Origin of the sequence: Marinobacterium sp. xm-g-48, assembly GCF_013282925.1 — a bacterium.
Lineage (GTDB): Bacteria > Pseudomonadota > Gammaproteobacteria > Pseudomonadales > Balneatricaceae > Marinobacterium_E.
Genome location: NZ_WBYQ01000001.1, coordinates 25,504 through 41,296, shown reverse-complemented (window position 1 = coordinate 41,296; position 15,793 = coordinate 25,504). Strand labels below are relative to the sequence as shown.

The window sequence follows — 15,793 nt, the reverse complement described above, 5'->3', positions numbered from 1 at the left end:
CTCTTAAGAGTTTGATTGCTGCGAAGTTTCAGCACCAGGCATAGACAATGGGCCCTTCTGACCGCATCCAACGAGTGCACAACAGAACACCAGTGCAAAGAACATTCGCATAATCCACTCCAATTACGACCAACCCTTTTTGTGTCGGGTTTTGATCAATAAAATTAAAGCCAGAGTATACCCTGATAATAGGCCTGTAGGCGACCACGAAAGGCCTATTTAGCACGGACAAAGCTGCGGAAATCAGTATAATGAAACCAATGTTTACAGGAGGTTAGACAATGAGTGATGCTATCTATTTAGAGCGAGTTGAAGAGACCCTCAACGCACTCGAAGAGCTGTTAGACGATGCGGAATCCGATTTGGACTATGACAATAACGGCGCGATGATGACGATTAAGTGCCCTGACCGAAGCCAAATTATCCTAACGCGCCAGCCTCCAGTGAAGCAGCTTTGGCTAGCAACCCGCACGCAGGGCCTGCATTTTGACTACGATGAAGCTCAACAGGCTTGGGTTTTAGACTCGGATGGCTCGCTGCTACGAACTCATCTAATGGCTGCATTCGCCGATCAAACCGACGAACAACTCGACCTATCTGAGATCTAATTAATGAAAATTCTTGTTACAGGTGCAGCCGGCTTTATTGGTTTTCATGTCAGCCAGTGGCTATGCAACCGTGGTGATGAGGTTGTTGGTATCGATAACCTTAATGACTATTACGAAGTGAGTTTGAAAGAGGCGCGTCTCTCTCAACTGGAACCCCTATCGAACTTCCGCTTTATCAAGCTCGACATTGCCGATCGAAATGAACTGTCTAATTTATTTGCAGAAGAGAAGTTTGATCGTGTTGTTCATTTAGCGGCGCAAGCGGGTGTTCGTTACTCCATTGAGAACCCGCATGCTTATGCAGATTCCAACCTTGTTGGATTTCTGAATATTCTTGAAGGTTGTCGCCACAATCAAGTCGAGCACTTGGTTTACGCATCATCAAGCTCAGTATACGGTGCAAACGAGACTATTCCGTTCAGCGAAAATAATAATGTCGACCACCCAGTTTCGCTGTATGCTGCCTCCAAAAAGGCTAACGAAGCGATGGCTCATAGTTACAGTCAACTCTACAACTTGCCAACTACTGGCCTGCGCTTCTTTACTGTCTACGGACCTTGGGGCCGTCCAGATATGTCGCCAATTCTTTTCGCAAAAGCGATAACAGAAGACAAACCACTGAAGGTGTTTAACTACGGCAAGCACCGCCGCGACTTCACCTACATTGATGACATCGTACAAGGCGTAGTGCGCACACTGGATAATGTAGCTCAATCCAATCCAGAATGGTCTGGCTTAGATCCTGATCCAGCAACATCAAAAGCGCCTTGGCGCATCTACAACATCGGCAATAGCCAGCCTGTAGAGCTGCTCTACTACATTGAGTGCATTGAGAAGGCGTTAGGAAAAACAACAGAGAAAGAGTTACTGCCTCTACAACCTGGCGATGTTGAGCATACCTATGCAGATGTAGCCGCTCTGATGCGCGACACTGGATACCAGCCCAATACACCGATTGAAAAGGGTGTGGAGCAGTTTATAGCCTGGTTTAAGTCCTACTATGGCTAATTCGTAATTAGACTTTGAACTTGCTCATAGAGGCGCTCCAGAGCGCCTCTATTTTTTTCTACCACCTGCATGCCGGCTTGAGACATTGCCTGGTTATCTTGGCTTAGCAAGCGCTCAATCTGCTCAGCCAATTCCTGTTCACATTGAACTTGCACCAATGCACCTTCACTTTTCAGCGTCGAGATAATCGAGCGGAAGTTATAATCACTTGGCCCCATGACAATTGGCAAACCAAGAGCGGCCGGCTCAAGCGGATTATGCCCACCCGTACCAGAGAAGCTTCCACCGACGAAGGCTAGATCCGCAGCTGAGTAGTAAGCAAACATCTCACCCAGCGAATCACCAATCCATATATCGATATTTCTATCGGCCGTAGATAGTGATCGCTTACTTACAAAATCAGAATAGCCTTTAGCCAACTGATAAACAGAGTCAAAACGCTCTGGATGGCGGGGTACGAGAATGAGTACCGGACGCTGATCTTGTGGAATGACACTCCAAGCATCCAACAAAATCTTATCCTCACCCTGATGGGTACTGGCAGCCACTAGCACTTTGCGGTCAAAAGCAGCTTTCCACGCTTTACCTATTTGAATCTGATCTTCAGGAAGATCGATATCGAATTTGATACTACCAGAAACCAGCAGTCGATCCTCTGGCATACCCAAGCTCTTAAACCTTTCTGCATCCGACTCATGTTGGGCTAGCAAAAGCGAAATTGAATTTAACGTATCCTTGGTCAACCCTGAAAAGCGCTTATATCCCTTGAATGACTTCTCAGATAGACGAGCATTTGCCAGAACGATGGGAATCTTCCGACTTGATGTAGCTGTCAAGAGATTCGGCCAAATCTCTGTCTCAACAATGAGCAGTAATTTTGGAGAGTGAGCTCCGAAAAACAGTGTAAAGAAGATCGGTAGATCCCATGGCAGGTAACGGTGCTCGACTCGCCCGCCAAAACGCTGTTTTACCTGTGCCGCTCCCGTTGGTGTGGTCGTTGTGAAAAGGACCGACTCACCCTGATCTAAAAGCCTCTCAACAAGCGGGCTAATCGCAATGGTTTCACCAACAGAAACCGCGTGAATCCAGATCGGTCTGCCTAGTGTTTTCTGCTGAATACCAAAACGTTCAATCAGACGCTGTCGATAGGCAGAGGCTTTTAAGCTACGAACTAACAGGCGAAAAACGAAGAGAGGCAGTAACAGTGTATAAAGCGCGGAATAGAGCAGCCTAGCCATCTAGCTGCTCACTAAACTGCATACGATGAAGCTGAGCATAATCCCCATCCAAAGCCAACAGCTCTGCATGAGTACCGCGCTCCACTATTTGCCCCTGATCCATTACAACGATCAGATCCGCTTTTTCAATGGTGGAGAGGCGATGGGCAATGATAAGCGTTGTCCGCCCCTTTACGACCTCATCGAGTGCTTCCTGGATGTGTCGTTCCGACTCTGTATCCAGTGCCGAGGTTGCCTCATCAAGAATCAAGATAGGTGCATTTTTCAAAATAGCGCGAGCGATCGCAATACGCTGACGCTGACCACCTGAGAGAAGCACGCCACCCTCGCCAATCTCAGTTTCAAGACCTTTGGGCAGTCGCTCAACAAACTCCATGACATGCGCAGCCTCTGCGGCCACTTTAATCTGTTCTGGAGTCGATGATGCAAGCGCACCATATGCAATATTGTCAGCGATCGTGCCGTTAAAAAGCACAACTTGCTGGTTAACTAACGCAATTTGTTCACGTAGCGACTCTAGCGTACAGGACTCAAGCGCTTGGCCATCCAGTAACAACTCACCACGCCAACCATCATTAAAACGCGGTAACAGACTGACCAGCGTCGATTTACCCGAGCCAGACTTACCAACCAACGCAACGGTCGTTCCTGCAGGAATATCCAAATTAATCTGCTTCAGCGCATCATCTTGAGTTCCGGGATAAGCAAAGCTTAAATCCGAGAATTTAAGATCACCAACCGCTCGACCAAGCTCAATCGATCCGGTGTCGACCTCAACCGGTTCATCCATAACCGCAAAGACACCCTCTGAGGCGGCAATACCTCTCTGAATTTTACTGTTCACATCGGTAAGTAAGCGCAATGGTTTTGTAATCAAACCTGCCGCGGTTAAAAAGGCGACAAAACTACCCGTGGTCATTCCTTGCATTACCGATGGATGCATAGCAATAAACATTAATACGGCTAGTGCAGCCGCCACAAGTAACTGAATAATGGGGGTATTGAGTGATTGAGTAACCACTAGCCTCATGAACTGCCTACGATTGAGATCACTCGCTTTAAAGAAGCGATCACTTTCAAATTCTGCACCGCCAAATATGCGCACAATTTGATAGCCTCGCACAGCTTCAGATGCTGCGTCAGTGATATCTCCAACCGATTCCTGTAACTGTTTTGATTGTCTGCGCATTTTGCGAGAGGCAATCATAACTACAATGCCTATAAATGGTGCTGCACCAATAAAAATCAGAGTCAATTTCCAATTTAAATAGAGCATGTATCCGAACAGCCCAATAACTGTCATGCCTTCGCGAAGCCCAACCTTTATTGCTTCAGTTACAGCCTCAGTAACCTGTTCAACGTTATAAGTCAGCTTTGCTAGAATTTGACCACTACTCGATTTGTTATAAAAAGAAGTGGGTAATCGCTGTAGTATTTCAAAAAGATCCACTCGCAAACCATGAATTACTTGGCGTGCAATGTAAGCAATACTGTAGCTTCCAATAAAGGTTCCCAAACCTCTACTGGCGAAAATAGCTAAGACCATAATGGCCAAAAGGTAACGTTGATCAAGCTCGCCTGCCTCAACGGCATCAACAACCATCTCTAACCACTTTGCAGAGGCTGCTTGAGAAGCACCATAAAGTCCAAAACCCAAAAAGCTGATAGCAAAACCGTGCCAATATGGACTGACATAGCGCAATAGGCGTTTATATAATGACCAACTTGTTTGCTCAGAGTGCATATTTTAACCTAATAAAGCGTTAACTTCTAAAAAAGTGGAGTAAGTATACCCTAGGGAATTGCCCATAAAGCACTTAAACCTATAAACTTTGTGGATTCCAGCTTAGCTATTGTTATGAAAACTGAAGCTCACACCAATTTTCTAGCTCCAAGGTACTGGCCTACATGGTTAGGTCTAGGAGCTTTGCGTCTAATTAATTGGCTTCCTTTTGGACTTCAAATAAAAATTGGAGCGGCCTTAGGCTCTATTATTAAAAACATAGCTTCAAAACGCCGACATGTTACTGAAGTAAATATTCGCCTCTGTTTTCCTCAACTAACTGAAAATGAGCACACTCAGTTGGTGGCTGACACTTTTAAAAACAATGGCATTGGGATCATTGAGACGGCTATGGCTTGGTGGAGCGATAGAGAGTTTTTTCGCTCCAAGGTATCTATCGAGGGTAAAGAGTACCTAGACGAAGCTCTTTCAGAAGGTAAGGGCGTTATTCTCTTAGGAGCCCACTACTCAACACTCGATTTAGGTGGCCTTCTATTCTCACTTTTCTACCCACTTCACACCATGTATCGCCCACACAACAATCCACTGATGGACATGGTGATTACAAAGGGGCGCTTAAGATCGATCAAATCAATGATTGACCGATCAGATTTTAGATCTGTGATCAGAGCCTTGAAAAGAAATGAGATTGTTTGGTACGCGCCAGATCAAGATTTCGGGCCTAAACATTCAGTTTTTGCACCATTTTTTGGAGTTAATGCCGCGACAACAACTGCTACCGCTAAGCTTGCTAAATTGAGTAAGTCACCTGTTATTTTGCTCTCTCATCACCGCAACCCAAATGGTAATTACATTTTACGCCTGCACCCCAGAATCGAGACAAACTCAAATGAAGACGAGATAGACTCAGCCACACGTATAAACATTGAGATAGAGAAAGGTATTAATTACGAACCCTCTCAATACATGTGGATGCATAGGCGATTTAAATCTCATCCATGCGGAAAAAACTACCTCTACGCACAACGAAAATCGTCATCGTGGCTCAGAAACCAATCGTAAGCATAGGTTAATCCCTCATAAAGTTGGAATTGCGGCAGCCATCCTGAACTTTGAAGTTTAGATGAGTCCAAAAGCTTTCTTGGTGCGCCATCTGGCTTAGTTGGATCAAAAACCAAACTACCCTGAAAACCAACTACCTCTTTTATCGTTTCAGCTAACTCACAAATAGTACAATCAACCCCTGATCCAACGTTGATATGTGAAAGCTGAGGCTCAGTAATATCTCGGTAGGATTGAACATCCAAATTCATAAGGTGAATACAGGCTGTTGCCATATCATCAACATAAAGAAACTCCCTCATGGGAGTACCGGAACCCCACACCTTAACCTCATCTGCACCCTCTAACTTAGCCTCATGAAAACGACGCAGCATCGCAGGGATTACATGAGAGTTCTCTGGATGAAAGTTATCACCGGGCCCATACAAATTAGTGGGCATGATACTACGGTAGTCACGCCCGTACTGACGAGCATAAGACTCGCACATCTTGATACCTGCAATCTTAGCTACTGCGTAGGGCTCATTTGTAGGTTCAAGAATTCCAGTTAGCAGAGAATCCTCTTGCATTGGCTGCTCAGCATATTTAGGGTAAATGCATGAAGAACCTAAAAAAAGAAGTTGGTTAACACCCGCAACATGAGAGCCATGAATTAGATTACTTTGAATCATCAGGTTCTCGTAAATGAACTGTCCGGGATATTCGTTATTGGCATGTATGCCTCCCACTTTTGCCGCAGCAAGATAAACTTGATCAATAGAGTGGGCTGCAAAAAAGTCGTGAACGGAGCGCTGATCTATCAAGTCTAGCTGATGCCGGTCAGCAGTAATAATTTCTACGCTAGTATCCTGTTTTAGCTGCCGAACAATTGCACTACCAACCATACCACGGTGACCAGCGACGAAGACTCTCTTCATTCTAGTTCTCCATACTTACTGATATGTCATGACCGTGAGCCTTTAGTAGAGCTAATCGCTGGGCTGCCATGAGATCACCTGCCACCATCTCTGCGCACATCTGCTGCACTGAAATTTCAGGGGTCCAACCTAACTGACTCTTAGCTTTAGAAGGATCACCTAGCAGGGTATCAACTTCCGAAGGCCGGAAATAACGAGGATCAATTCGAACGATGACATCCCCAACAGAAACATGAGGCGCTTTATCACCCTCAATACTGACTACCTTACCGATCTCATGAATACCTTCTCCAGAGAACTCGAGCTGAATACCTAGTTCCGCCGCAGACCACATAATAAATTCACGCACACTGTACTGAACTCCAGTCGCGATAACATAATCTTCTGGTTTTTCCTGCTGAAGCATCATCCATTGCATACGCACATAATCCTTAGCGTGCCCCCAATCTCGCAAAGAATCGATATTGCCCATAAACAGGCATGAATCCAAACCCTGAGAAATATTAGCCAAGCCCCTAGTAATTTTGCGAGTTACGAAAGTTTCACCACGGCGCGGTGACTCATGGTTAAAAAGAACACCATTACAAGCATATATGCCATAAGCTTCTCGATAATTAACCGTAATCCAGTAAGCATAGAGCTTTGCGACTGCATAGGGGCTGCGAGGATAGAAAGGTGTTGTTTCTTTTTGAGGCACTTCCTGAACTAACCCATATAGTTCAGACGTGGACGCTTGATAAAAACGGGTTTTCTTTTCAAGCCCCAAAAATCGAATCGCCTCCAGTAGTCGCAGGGTACCCATGGCATCAACGTCAGCAGTGTACTCTGGGGATTCAAAAGAAACAGCGACATGAGACTGCGCACCAAGATTATAAACCTCATCAGGTTGAACCTCCTGCAAAATGCGAGTCAGATTCGAAGAATCAGTCAGGTCACCATAGTGGAGTACTAAGTTCTGATTTTCGACGTGAGGATCTTGGTAAATGTGATCAATGCGTTGAGTATTAAACGAAGATGCGCGACGCTTGATACCATGAACTTCATACCCCTTTCCAAGCAAAAACTCAGCTAGATATGAGCCATCTTGACCTGTAATGCCGGTTATAAGCGCACGTTTTTTCACAAGCTAATTGCCTCTATTTTTGTGATACTGATATTCTTAAAGAGAATCTTATTACTCCCAGAAAATGAATGTAATCTCTCAGTAAGGAATTTAACTATTATATGTATAATTCGAACTTAAAAGTTAAATTTATGTCCCGCCCAGGCGAAAGAGTTTGGCGCCATCAGTTAAATTCCTCATACCCAGTAGTAAACAATTGCACCTTCACATTCGATATTGACGAGCGCGAATATGACTGGCTTGTTGTCTATGATGACTTACCGCCTTCAAATAAAGAGCGCAGGTCAATGCGACAAGAAAAATTAGCATGCCCCCCTGAAAAAACTATACTAGTGACATCAGAACCAAGCTCTATTAAGTCTTATTTCTCTGAGTTCACTGATCAGTTTGGGTTTGTCCTGACCAGCCAACCAGAGTGGGCATTGCCCCATAAAAATCGAATTTTTAGCCAGCCCGCACTCCAGTGGTTTTATGGGGTAGGCAGCAAAAACACAATAGATTTTGAAGGCCTTCATGAGAGCAATGAAAGCTGTAAAGACAGATTAATTAGTGTCGTCGGGTCATCAAAGAAAGAAAAGCACACCCTACATGCTCTTCGATATCAATTCATCAAAGCATTGACGGACTCTCTTCCAAATATAGATATATATGGCAGGGGCTTTACTGAAATGGATGATAAAGCAGAGGCTATTCAGCCTTACATGTTCCATATCGCTGTTGAAAATCACTACAGTGAGCACCATTGGACCGAAAAACTAGCGGACGCATTTTTAGGTGAAGCTGTACCTCTTTATGTGGGCTGTCCAAATATCAAACAATACTTCCCGGAAGATTCAATTATCATTCTTGATATAAGCAATCCCGAGGAAGCCATTAAAACAATTAGTTCTCTAACAGCGAAGGAATACTTCAGGAGAAGACCCGCTGTACTTGAGGCAAAAAGAAAAATTCTTCATGAGTACAACCTATTCTCCGTAATCGAAAAAATCGTAAACTCAGCAAACACAAAAACAAATAACGATAATGAAACAAGAATTCTAAAATCTCGACGTTCAATGATAAAGAGGTCTCTTAGATCTAGCGTAAAGCACCTATATCAAAAAATACGACTTAGAATAATACATAGATATAAAGACTCTAATCTTCTAAAGCTATTGAACTAGTCACTTTATTAAAAACATCATCAACTGAGATATCCATCAGGCTTTTGGATATCATTACCTTCATGTGACGGCGCATCATATTTAAGGCGTACCGCTCAGTTTTAGAGGAGAAAAGCGCAACACCGTTACACCCCAAAGATGCTGCCAGATGCGTTGGCCCAGAATCATTACCAACAACAAAAGAGGATTTAGATAATGCACCTGCTAGCTCAAAAAAATTCAGCCATCTGCCTTCAGTAAGAAGTAATTGACCCGGCATCTCTTTGCACAATTCCATATCATCAGGGCCCGGAGCAATAAAAACATCAATTCCAGAAGAAATTAATATCTCAGCGAGTGCATGATAACCATGCCAAATTTTATGTTGATGACGGGCGGATGCACCAGGTAACAAAATCACTGAGCGATTAGATTGGCCAACAAGAGTCGATGCGGCACTCTCATCACACAACCAACCCAAGTCTCCTTCAATTAAACCTGCAATCGAGTAACCTGATTGGCTCAATTGAGTTGCAAATTTTGCTAGAACTGGGGAAGTGACATTTTCAAAAGTGAAGTTTTCTGGCGACTCTGTACCAAGCTGGCACCAGTTAGAACTATTGCAGGATAATAAACGGTATTTATAAGTGCGAGCGGAATTTTGCAAATCCACTATCTCGTCATACGGGTGCTTACGAAAATAACTGAGTAGCATTTTCAGGTAACTGAAATTGAAAAAACTTAACCGGTTATCTACTAAAACTTTTCTTACAAAGGGAGATCGTTCAAAAATTTTAGCGTACGGCCCCATTGTTAATACATCAATAGGACCCCCAGATTTTTCGCTAATATCTTTCAAAGCCCCAAGCATTAAAAATATATCACCAAGTGATCCGTGTTTAATCAACAAAGTACTTTTAGGTGAAGATCTCACGTATAGTCCTCATATGATTTTTCCTCAATAAGCTCTGAGCCAAGTCTTAAGTTGATTTGTTTTTTTACATTGGCACGTTTGTCGTTTGTGACATATACAGCTCTAGCCAGGCGAATAAACTCTTCGTCAAACTCTTTCCTAGACTCTTTGACCCTTATGTCATCTTCAATGACCCAAAGTTCCTCATTGACTGATTTTAGGCTAGAGTAAAGCTCCTCAACACTTTCAAGTAATCCATCAATAGAACCTAGCAAATCTAGAAGCATGTTAAGTTCTTTTTTGATGTTAACGAGCTTAGACTCGTCCTGAATACGCTCAGATTTAATCTCTAAAATGGATAATTTATCCAAAATTTCGCCGACAGAGACAGGGGTTTTTAAAAGCATTAGAAATCCTTTATGTAGAAATAATTAGATTGATAAATTCTTAGTTACTCGCCTTTTTATAAAGCTCCATATATGAATCAGTAATGGCTGATTCACTGAACTTATTAAGCAGCTCCGAATAACCGTTCAGAGATAGGTCTCCATACTTACCTGAAGGGCTTATTAGCCAGTCTCGAATAGACTCTGATAGTACAGTGTCGTCATCTATTGGAAAGAAAATAGCTGAAGACCCATCTTCAGCCAATTCTAATGCGCCAGATGTCATTGATGTAATTACAGGTAGTTTTTGCGACCAAGCTTCGAGAATAACGTTTCCTAAGGGCTCAAAGCGTGATGGACAAATAAAAAGATCTGATGCGGCCATTAAATCCGGTACGTCCTGGCGCCAGCCTAACCAAATGACATCATTTGCAATTGATAATTCTTCAGCAAGAACACTCAGTTCAGTTTTTAATGGCCCATCCCCAGCAATGATCAGTTTTGCATTATTTGAACGTGCCGTGGTTAAGGTTTTACTAAAAGCACGAAGTAAACAGTCAAAACCTTTATTAGGATGAAGGCGCCCTAGAGAAAATATTATTTGAGTATCTTGATGTAACCCAAGCTCATTTCTAACGGACAACCTAGCAGCTGCTTTATCCAGCTCAACAGGTTTTACAAAGTTTGAAATGTGATGGACTTTCTTAGAAGAAACACCCTCTTTCACCAAATAATCACATATACCCTGAGTGTTTCCAACTAAATAATCTGCTGACCGGTAGTGAGATACATCGTAGTAGCCACCAAGCCTAGCAATGTGCACAAAGCTGCGTTTCTTTGGAACCAATCGAGTTGCTCGTCCCATCCAAGACTGAACGATTTGAGGGGACTCAGAAACCAATTTTTGCTTTACATTAAATTTCGAGAGAGGGTCTGATGGTCCAAGAATTAAAGACTCAGAATAAGAACAATTTAAATGGTGTTTAATCTCAGATCCTTTGGCTATGAGAGCAGAACAATCAGACAAGCTCGACAAGCTGTTTGTAAGTCTTATAAAGAAATTTTCTGCACCGCCAAGTTTTTTACTTCCGATAAACTGCACTATATTCAAGCGTTATTTCCTTTACTATCAACCTTTCTATTCAACATTGACAAAAGTAGACCCACCCACACCCAAAAACTTGCTGTTAACCAACCACCATGAAAATTTAAATGTGTATTTAATGGGAAGAAACCCGACCAGATAGCTGCAGTTAGTCCAAAAACCAGTAAATTATGATGCTTTAGACTTTTTACGGTTGCATAAAGTAACATTGAATAAAAAATCAAAATGCCCAAAATGCCAAAAACCCCAGCACCAGAAAATTGCTGAAGAACAAGCTGATGGGGGTACATTGCACCGGTAAATTTATGCTCCGACTTCCTATCTGAATTTGGAAACTTAAATCTTGCATTGTCTGGGGCATAGTATGGGTAGGCAAATCGAAACGCACCAACACCTGTTCCATTCCAGAAATTTTTTGTACCAATATTAATTGAAGTCATCCAAATTTCACCTCTACCAGCAGAAGAATTATCGAAGCTACTAAAAGAAGGCGATTTGAAAAACTGAAGGGTTTGATTCAAACGTTCACCAAGTGGGGTTCCTTGAGATAGATATCCACTCATAATAACCAGCATGACGGCAGCAATACTAAAGGCCAACTTAACTTTTTTTCTAATGTTTTGATTAACCAGGAAAAAGAGAAATACGCTGCATAAAAAAACTAATACGGATACCCAACTAGCCCTATTGCCACTAATGAAACAGACGCTCATAAGAAATAAGCTAAAAATAACCGCCGTTTTCTTAAAACCAATAGACCAATATCCATAAGCAATTAGAGGAACTATTGGTGCTAGAACATAACCTAAAATCATATCAGACTGACCGAAAACACCCTGATATCGTGCTCCAGATGGAGCTGGAAATGGATTGAAATCTGGTAATGAAAATTGCCAGAATGCAGAAATACCCCATGTAAAGCTGATAACAGAAGTTGTGAAAAGAAGTGGTTTTAGATGTTTGGTAATATCAAACCTAGTTATTAGGAAGAAGCCGACCATTGCGAACAATGGGTATGTTACCAAAAATTTTACAGTTCGATCGATTGCTAAAGAATCGGGTAATGATAAGGCGGCAGGAACCATGAAACATAATGAGATTGCAAACCAGGTTACAGTCGCTTTAGGAAGAGTTGATTGCCTTTTATGTCTAATGAAATCAGAAAAGCCATAAAAGCACATAGCTAAAAGTGGTAACCATAAAGTTTTTCCAATAGGAAGTGAAAAAAAATACAGCCCTAACAGGGCAACAGAGGTGTTATGTCTCCACCATTCTTTAAATTTTCTACTTAGCATACAATTCTTCATAAACCCTTATCGTCGAAGAGAGCATAGTCTTTTTTGCAAAGAGATCAGTTCTTTTAACCGTTTGATTATTCCTCAAAACAAAATGAGTCTTATCCGTCAGATCCACTTGATTACTCACAGCACACTTACCTAGTTTAAAGATATTAGAGAGCACCTCACCCACTCCTCCATGATCATAACCCAATACAGGCTTACCTAGGGAGAGTGCTTCCAAAACAGTTCTACCAAAGGATTCAGGCTTGGTTGAGAGTGAATAGACAATTTCACTGATCGAAAAAATTTCGCGAATATCTCTTCTCGCTCCGGTGAAGGTAACTCGCTGCTCTAGGCCAAGGTCTTTCACTCTCTGGTAAAGCTCTTGGGCGTACTCTTTTCTTTTTGGGTCCTCACCGCCGACGATGATCGCATGAATATCTTCATAATCTGAGGCAAGAGAGCTGATTAGATCTAAGAAATCATTATGCCCTTTCAAACGGGTTAGTCGCCCAGGTAGGCAGAGCAGGCGCTTTCCTTCTAATTGCGGAAACTCAGTAAAAAAAGCCTTTTTCCACCCGGGGCTAGCTTGATAGCCATAAGGCCATTCTGCTGGTTCAACACCGCGATAAATCAGATGAATATTGCTCTCTGGTGTCTCTGGGTAATTCTTTAATATGTAGTCGCGAACGGTCTCAGAAACGGCTATGACCGCCTCTCCTCGACACATGATTTGTGAATACTTACTAACCGAATAGAGCCCGTGAACTGTAGTTACTAATTTAGGCCTAGTAGTTTTTGGCAGGCCGTTCCACGCAAACCATGCGACCCAAGCGGGCATCCGAGATCGAAGATGCAGAATATCAGGTTGCTCTTCTCTCAAGAATTTTCGAAATGCCCAAATATGTCGAAAAGTTAGTAGAGACTTTTTACCTAAATCCCACTGAATGTGTCGACTGCCTTCACCTTCTAACTGCTGAACCATACCGCCACCAGCCGAAACGACGATTGATTCATGCCCGTGATCGACAAGGTACTTAGCAACTTCCAAAGTGCCTTTTTCTACCCCGCCACCATTCAGGGCAGGTAAGACTTGAACAACTTTCATCTAGAGACGAAGGTCCGTTTCTGACAGCTCAAAGAGGTACTTTAGATCGTAAAGAACATGCGTATCACGTCCCCAAGATCTAAGGGTATCTAATCCATACTCTTTAAACTGATTATGTGCGACAGCGATGATGATGGCGTCATATTGATCTGGCTGGGGTTGTGACACCAGCTCGACACCATACTCCTGTTTGGCCTCTTCAGCATCGACCCAAGGATCATGAATATCAACGGCGACACCGTAGGTTTCTAGAACCGAGACAATATCGAGCACCCGAGTATTTCGAAGGTCTGGGCAGTTCTCTTTAAACGCCAATCCCATAACGAGAATGCGACTCTCATTGACATGAATGCGACGCTTCAGCATCGCCTTAACCAATTCGTCTGCAACAAACGCCCCCATTCCATCATTGATGCGACGACCTGCAAGAATGACATCAGGTATATAACCAGCAGATTGAGCTTTGTATGTCAGGTAATAGGGATCCACTCCAATACAGTGTCCACCTACAAGCCCTGGACGGAATGGTAAGAAATTCCACTTAGTGCCTGCCGCTTTGAGAACCTCTTCGGTATCAATACCCAAGCGATTAAAGATAATCGCTAGCTCATTAATCAGAGCAATATTAAGGTCTCGTTGGGTGTTCTCAATAACCTTTGCAGCTTCTGCAACACGGATACTGCTGGCCTTGAAGGTACCTGCCTCAATGACAGAGGCGTAGAGTTGATCCACAAAGTCTGCGACCTCAGGTGTGGAGCCAGAGGTCACTTTCATAATATTGACCAGTCGATGAGTTTTATCGCCTGGGTTAATTCGCTCTGGGCTGTATCCGGCATAAAAGTCTTCGTTGAAAACCAAACCTGAGCCAGCCTCAATCACAGGGATACAATCTTCCTCTGTAGCACCTGGGTATACCGTCGACTCATAAATAACAATGGAGCCCTGGCTGATCACGCGACCAAGCAGCTCAGACGCTTTAATCAATGGGGATAGGTCAGGCTGTTTATGGCCATTAATCGGAGTGGGTACAGTTACAATAAAGATTGAGCAATCTTTAAGTTCTGTCTCTTCAGCAGTAAAGCTTAGGCTCTGCGCTTCGCTCAGTTCTTCTAGGCTAACCTCAAGCGTTGAATCTTTGCCACTGGACAGCTCATCAATACGTGCTTGGTTAATATCGAACCCAACAACCGAACGACTCTTTCCAAACTCAACAGCTAATGGCAAACCAACATAGCCAAGCCCAATAATGGCTATTTTTGCTTCAACATAGTTTGGCAGTTTTACAGCCATGCTCTCTCCAAAATAATCTCTGCGCAGCGAACTGCTTCTCGAAAATTCGACACTGGATTGGCCGGTTTTTGGTCGGCTGTAGCGCCCACTAAACCTTGCTTTACCAATGCATCGATGCCCTGTTGCGTTCTTGAATTAGGCGTAGATTCTAAACGTATCAGCGAAACAGTGCACCCGGCGCTTAATGCTTCGTAGACCATTGAGACACTGTCTGAGCTGACAATCACCTGTTCGGTGGTTGCTAAAGTGCTGGGTAACCAATCACTATCGACTGAATCAGGCTCAATTAATCTGATGCTCGTTTTCGATTCAAGCCGTTTTAATAGGTCGCTGGGGGTTCTTCGAGAGGTCGCTACATTCAATAAACCAATGGATGGTTCAGTTAGCTCGTCGATCTGCTCAATAATGCGATCATCATCCCAGATCACGTGCTTACTTGGCCCACCTAAAAGAACCAATCGACTCTCCGGCTGTTTATTGGACGGTTTCATTCGATTGATAGCTCCCTTGGTCCTTACAACACGATCATTAGCGGGGGGCGCATCATGCTCTGGGACCAGGGCTAAATTAAAGAAGCTGTAAGGGAGGGATGGACGCATCAGTACGACATTTTTCGCCCCAAAACAAACGGAGAGCGCCCAATTCCAAAAGTGAGTGGCTCGACCTGCACTGATAATCAACTTAGGGCGATCTGAAGCAAACATTACGCTACTGATGCCCTTCAGCGGAAGGGTTTTGAACGTCAGATTCGGATTAAACTCAAGCAACGCTTCAACCAGCCCAAGGGACTGATTAACGTGCCCAGGCTTTCCATCACTGATGATCCAGATATCTGCCACAACAAACCTTTTCGCTTATAGATTCCTAAG

General features: G+C 43.4%; 16 protein-coding genes. 4 read left to right on the top strand and 12 right to left on the bottom strand.

The window, feature by feature from the left end; all coding sequences use genetic code 11:
* Window positions 1–3: 3 nt before the first annotated feature.
* Window positions 4–105 carry a lipoprotein gene (locus XMG48_RS12135; protein ID WP_371740260.1) on the bottom strand — a complete coding sequence of 34 codons (102 nt, stop codon included), beginning with the start codon at window positions 103–105 and terminating at the stop codon, window positions 4–6.
* 176 nt (window positions 106–281) lie between these two features.
* Between XMG48_RS12135 and cyaY the strand changes: the two genes are divergently transcribed.
* Window positions 282–608 (top strand): iron donor protein CyaY, encoded by a 327-nt coding sequence (cyaY, locus tag XMG48_RS00190; RefSeq protein ID WP_173480056.1) that lies wholly within the window; start codon window positions 282–284, stop codon window positions 606–608.
* Between the two features lie 3 nt (window positions 609–611).
* On the top strand, window positions 612–1,616 hold the full coding sequence (locus tag XMG48_RS00185) for an NAD-dependent epimerase (protein ID WP_173480055.1): 1,005 nt from the start codon (window positions 612–614) through the stop codon (window positions 1,614–1,616).
* On the opposite strand, the gene waaA is transcribed toward XMG48_RS00185, so the two are convergent.
* Both waaA and msbA read right to left on the bottom strand, forming a co-directional pair.
* Window positions 1,613–2,854: a lipid IV(A) 3-deoxy-D-manno-octulosonic acid transferase gene (gene waaA, locus XMG48_RS00180; RefSeq protein WP_173480054.1), complete on the bottom strand. Its 1,242-nt coding sequence runs from the start codon at window positions 2,852–2,854 to the stop codon at window positions 1,613–1,615. The two genes, XMG48_RS00185 and waaA, sit on opposite strands and share 4 nt — an antisense overlap.
* Window positions 2,847–4,598: a lipid A export permease/ATP-binding protein MsbA gene (gene msbA / locus XMG48_RS00175; RefSeq protein ID WP_173480053.1), complete on the bottom strand. Its 1,752-nt coding sequence runs from the start codon at window positions 4,596–4,598 to the stop codon at window positions 2,847–2,849. Before msbA ends, waaA begins: the two co-directional genes overlap by 8 nt.
* A 114-nt stretch (window positions 4,599–4,712) precedes the next feature.
* On the opposite strand from msbA, the gene lpxL reads away from it, so the two are divergent.
* Window positions 4,713–5,660: an LpxL/LpxP family Kdo(2)-lipid IV(A) lauroyl/palmitoleoyl acyltransferase gene (gene lpxL, locus XMG48_RS00170; RefSeq protein ID WP_173480052.1), complete on the top strand. Its 948-nt coding sequence runs from the start codon at window positions 4,713–4,715 to the stop codon at window positions 5,658–5,660.
* On the opposite strand, the gene XMG48_RS00165 is transcribed toward lpxL, so the two are convergent.
* Window positions 5,615–6,577 (bottom strand): GDP-L-fucose synthase, encoded by a 963-nt coding sequence (locus tag XMG48_RS00165; RefSeq protein ID WP_173480051.1) that lies wholly within the window; start codon window positions 6,575–6,577, stop codon window positions 5,615–5,617. The two genes, lpxL and XMG48_RS00165, sit on opposite strands and share 46 nt — an antisense overlap.
* A 1-nt stretch (window position 6,578) precedes the next feature.
* Window positions 6,579–7,700 (bottom strand): GDP-mannose 4,6-dehydratase, encoded by a 1,122-nt coding sequence (gmd, locus tag XMG48_RS00160; protein WP_173480050.1) that lies wholly within the window; start codon window positions 7,698–7,700, stop codon window positions 6,579–6,581.
* 131 nt (window positions 7,701–7,831) lie between these two features.
* Here gmd and XMG48_RS00155 point away from each other — a divergent pair, with 131 nt between their 5' ends.
* A complete protein-coding gene (locus tag XMG48_RS00155; RefSeq protein WP_173480049.1) occupies window positions 7,832–8,863 on the top strand; it encodes a glycosyltransferase family 10 domain-containing protein in 1,032 nt (343 codons plus the stop codon).
* Here XMG48_RS00155 and XMG48_RS00150 read toward each other — a convergent pair.
* Genes XMG48_RS00150 through XMG48_RS00120 form a run of 7 tightly spaced genes read right to left on the bottom strand, consistent with a single transcriptional unit; the run spans window position 8,838 to window position 15,763 of the window.
* Window positions 8,838–9,776 (bottom strand): glycosyltransferase family 9 protein, encoded by a 939-nt coding sequence (locus XMG48_RS00150; RefSeq protein ID WP_173480048.1) that lies wholly within the window; start codon window positions 9,774–9,776, stop codon window positions 8,838–8,840. The two genes, XMG48_RS00155 and XMG48_RS00150, sit on opposite strands and share 26 nt — an antisense overlap.
* Window positions 9,773–10,162, bottom strand: coding sequence for a DUF6165 family protein (locus XMG48_RS00145; protein ID WP_173480047.1), 390 nt, complete (start codon window positions 10,160–10,162; stop codon window positions 9,773–9,775). The genes XMG48_RS00150 and XMG48_RS00145 overlap by 4 nt, the downstream gene beginning before the upstream one ends.
* 40 nt (window positions 10,163–10,202) lie before the next feature.
* Window positions 10,203–11,243 carry a glycosyltransferase gene (locus XMG48_RS00140; protein ID WP_371731427.1) on the bottom strand — a complete coding sequence of 347 codons (1,041 nt, stop codon included), beginning with the start codon at window positions 11,241–11,243 and terminating at the stop codon, window positions 10,203–10,205.
* 5 nt (window positions 11,244–11,248) lie between these two features.
* Complete coding sequence (locus tag XMG48_RS00135) at window positions 11,249–12,541, bottom strand: O-antigen ligase (protein WP_173480045.1); 1,293 nt, start codon at window positions 12,539–12,541, stop codon at window positions 11,249–11,251.
* Window positions 12,531–13,634 carry a glycosyltransferase family 4 protein gene (locus XMG48_RS00130; RefSeq protein ID WP_173480044.1) on the bottom strand — a complete coding sequence of 368 codons (1,104 nt, stop codon included), beginning with the start codon at window positions 13,632–13,634 and terminating at the stop codon, window positions 12,531–12,533. The genes XMG48_RS00135 and XMG48_RS00130 overlap by 11 nt, the downstream gene beginning before the upstream one ends.
* Window positions 13,635–14,924: a Vi polysaccharide biosynthesis UDP-N-acetylglucosamine C-6 dehydrogenase TviB gene (gene tviB, locus XMG48_RS00125; protein WP_173480043.1), complete on the bottom strand. Its 1,290-nt coding sequence runs from the start codon at window positions 14,922–14,924 to the stop codon at window positions 13,635–13,637.
* Window positions 14,915–15,763: an ELM1/GtrOC1 family putative glycosyltransferase gene (locus XMG48_RS00120; RefSeq protein ID WP_173480042.1), complete on the bottom strand. Its 849-nt coding sequence runs from the start codon at window positions 15,761–15,763 to the stop codon at window positions 14,915–14,917. Before XMG48_RS00120 ends, tviB begins: the two co-directional genes overlap by 10 nt.
* Window positions 15,764–15,793 lie beyond the last annotated feature (30 nt).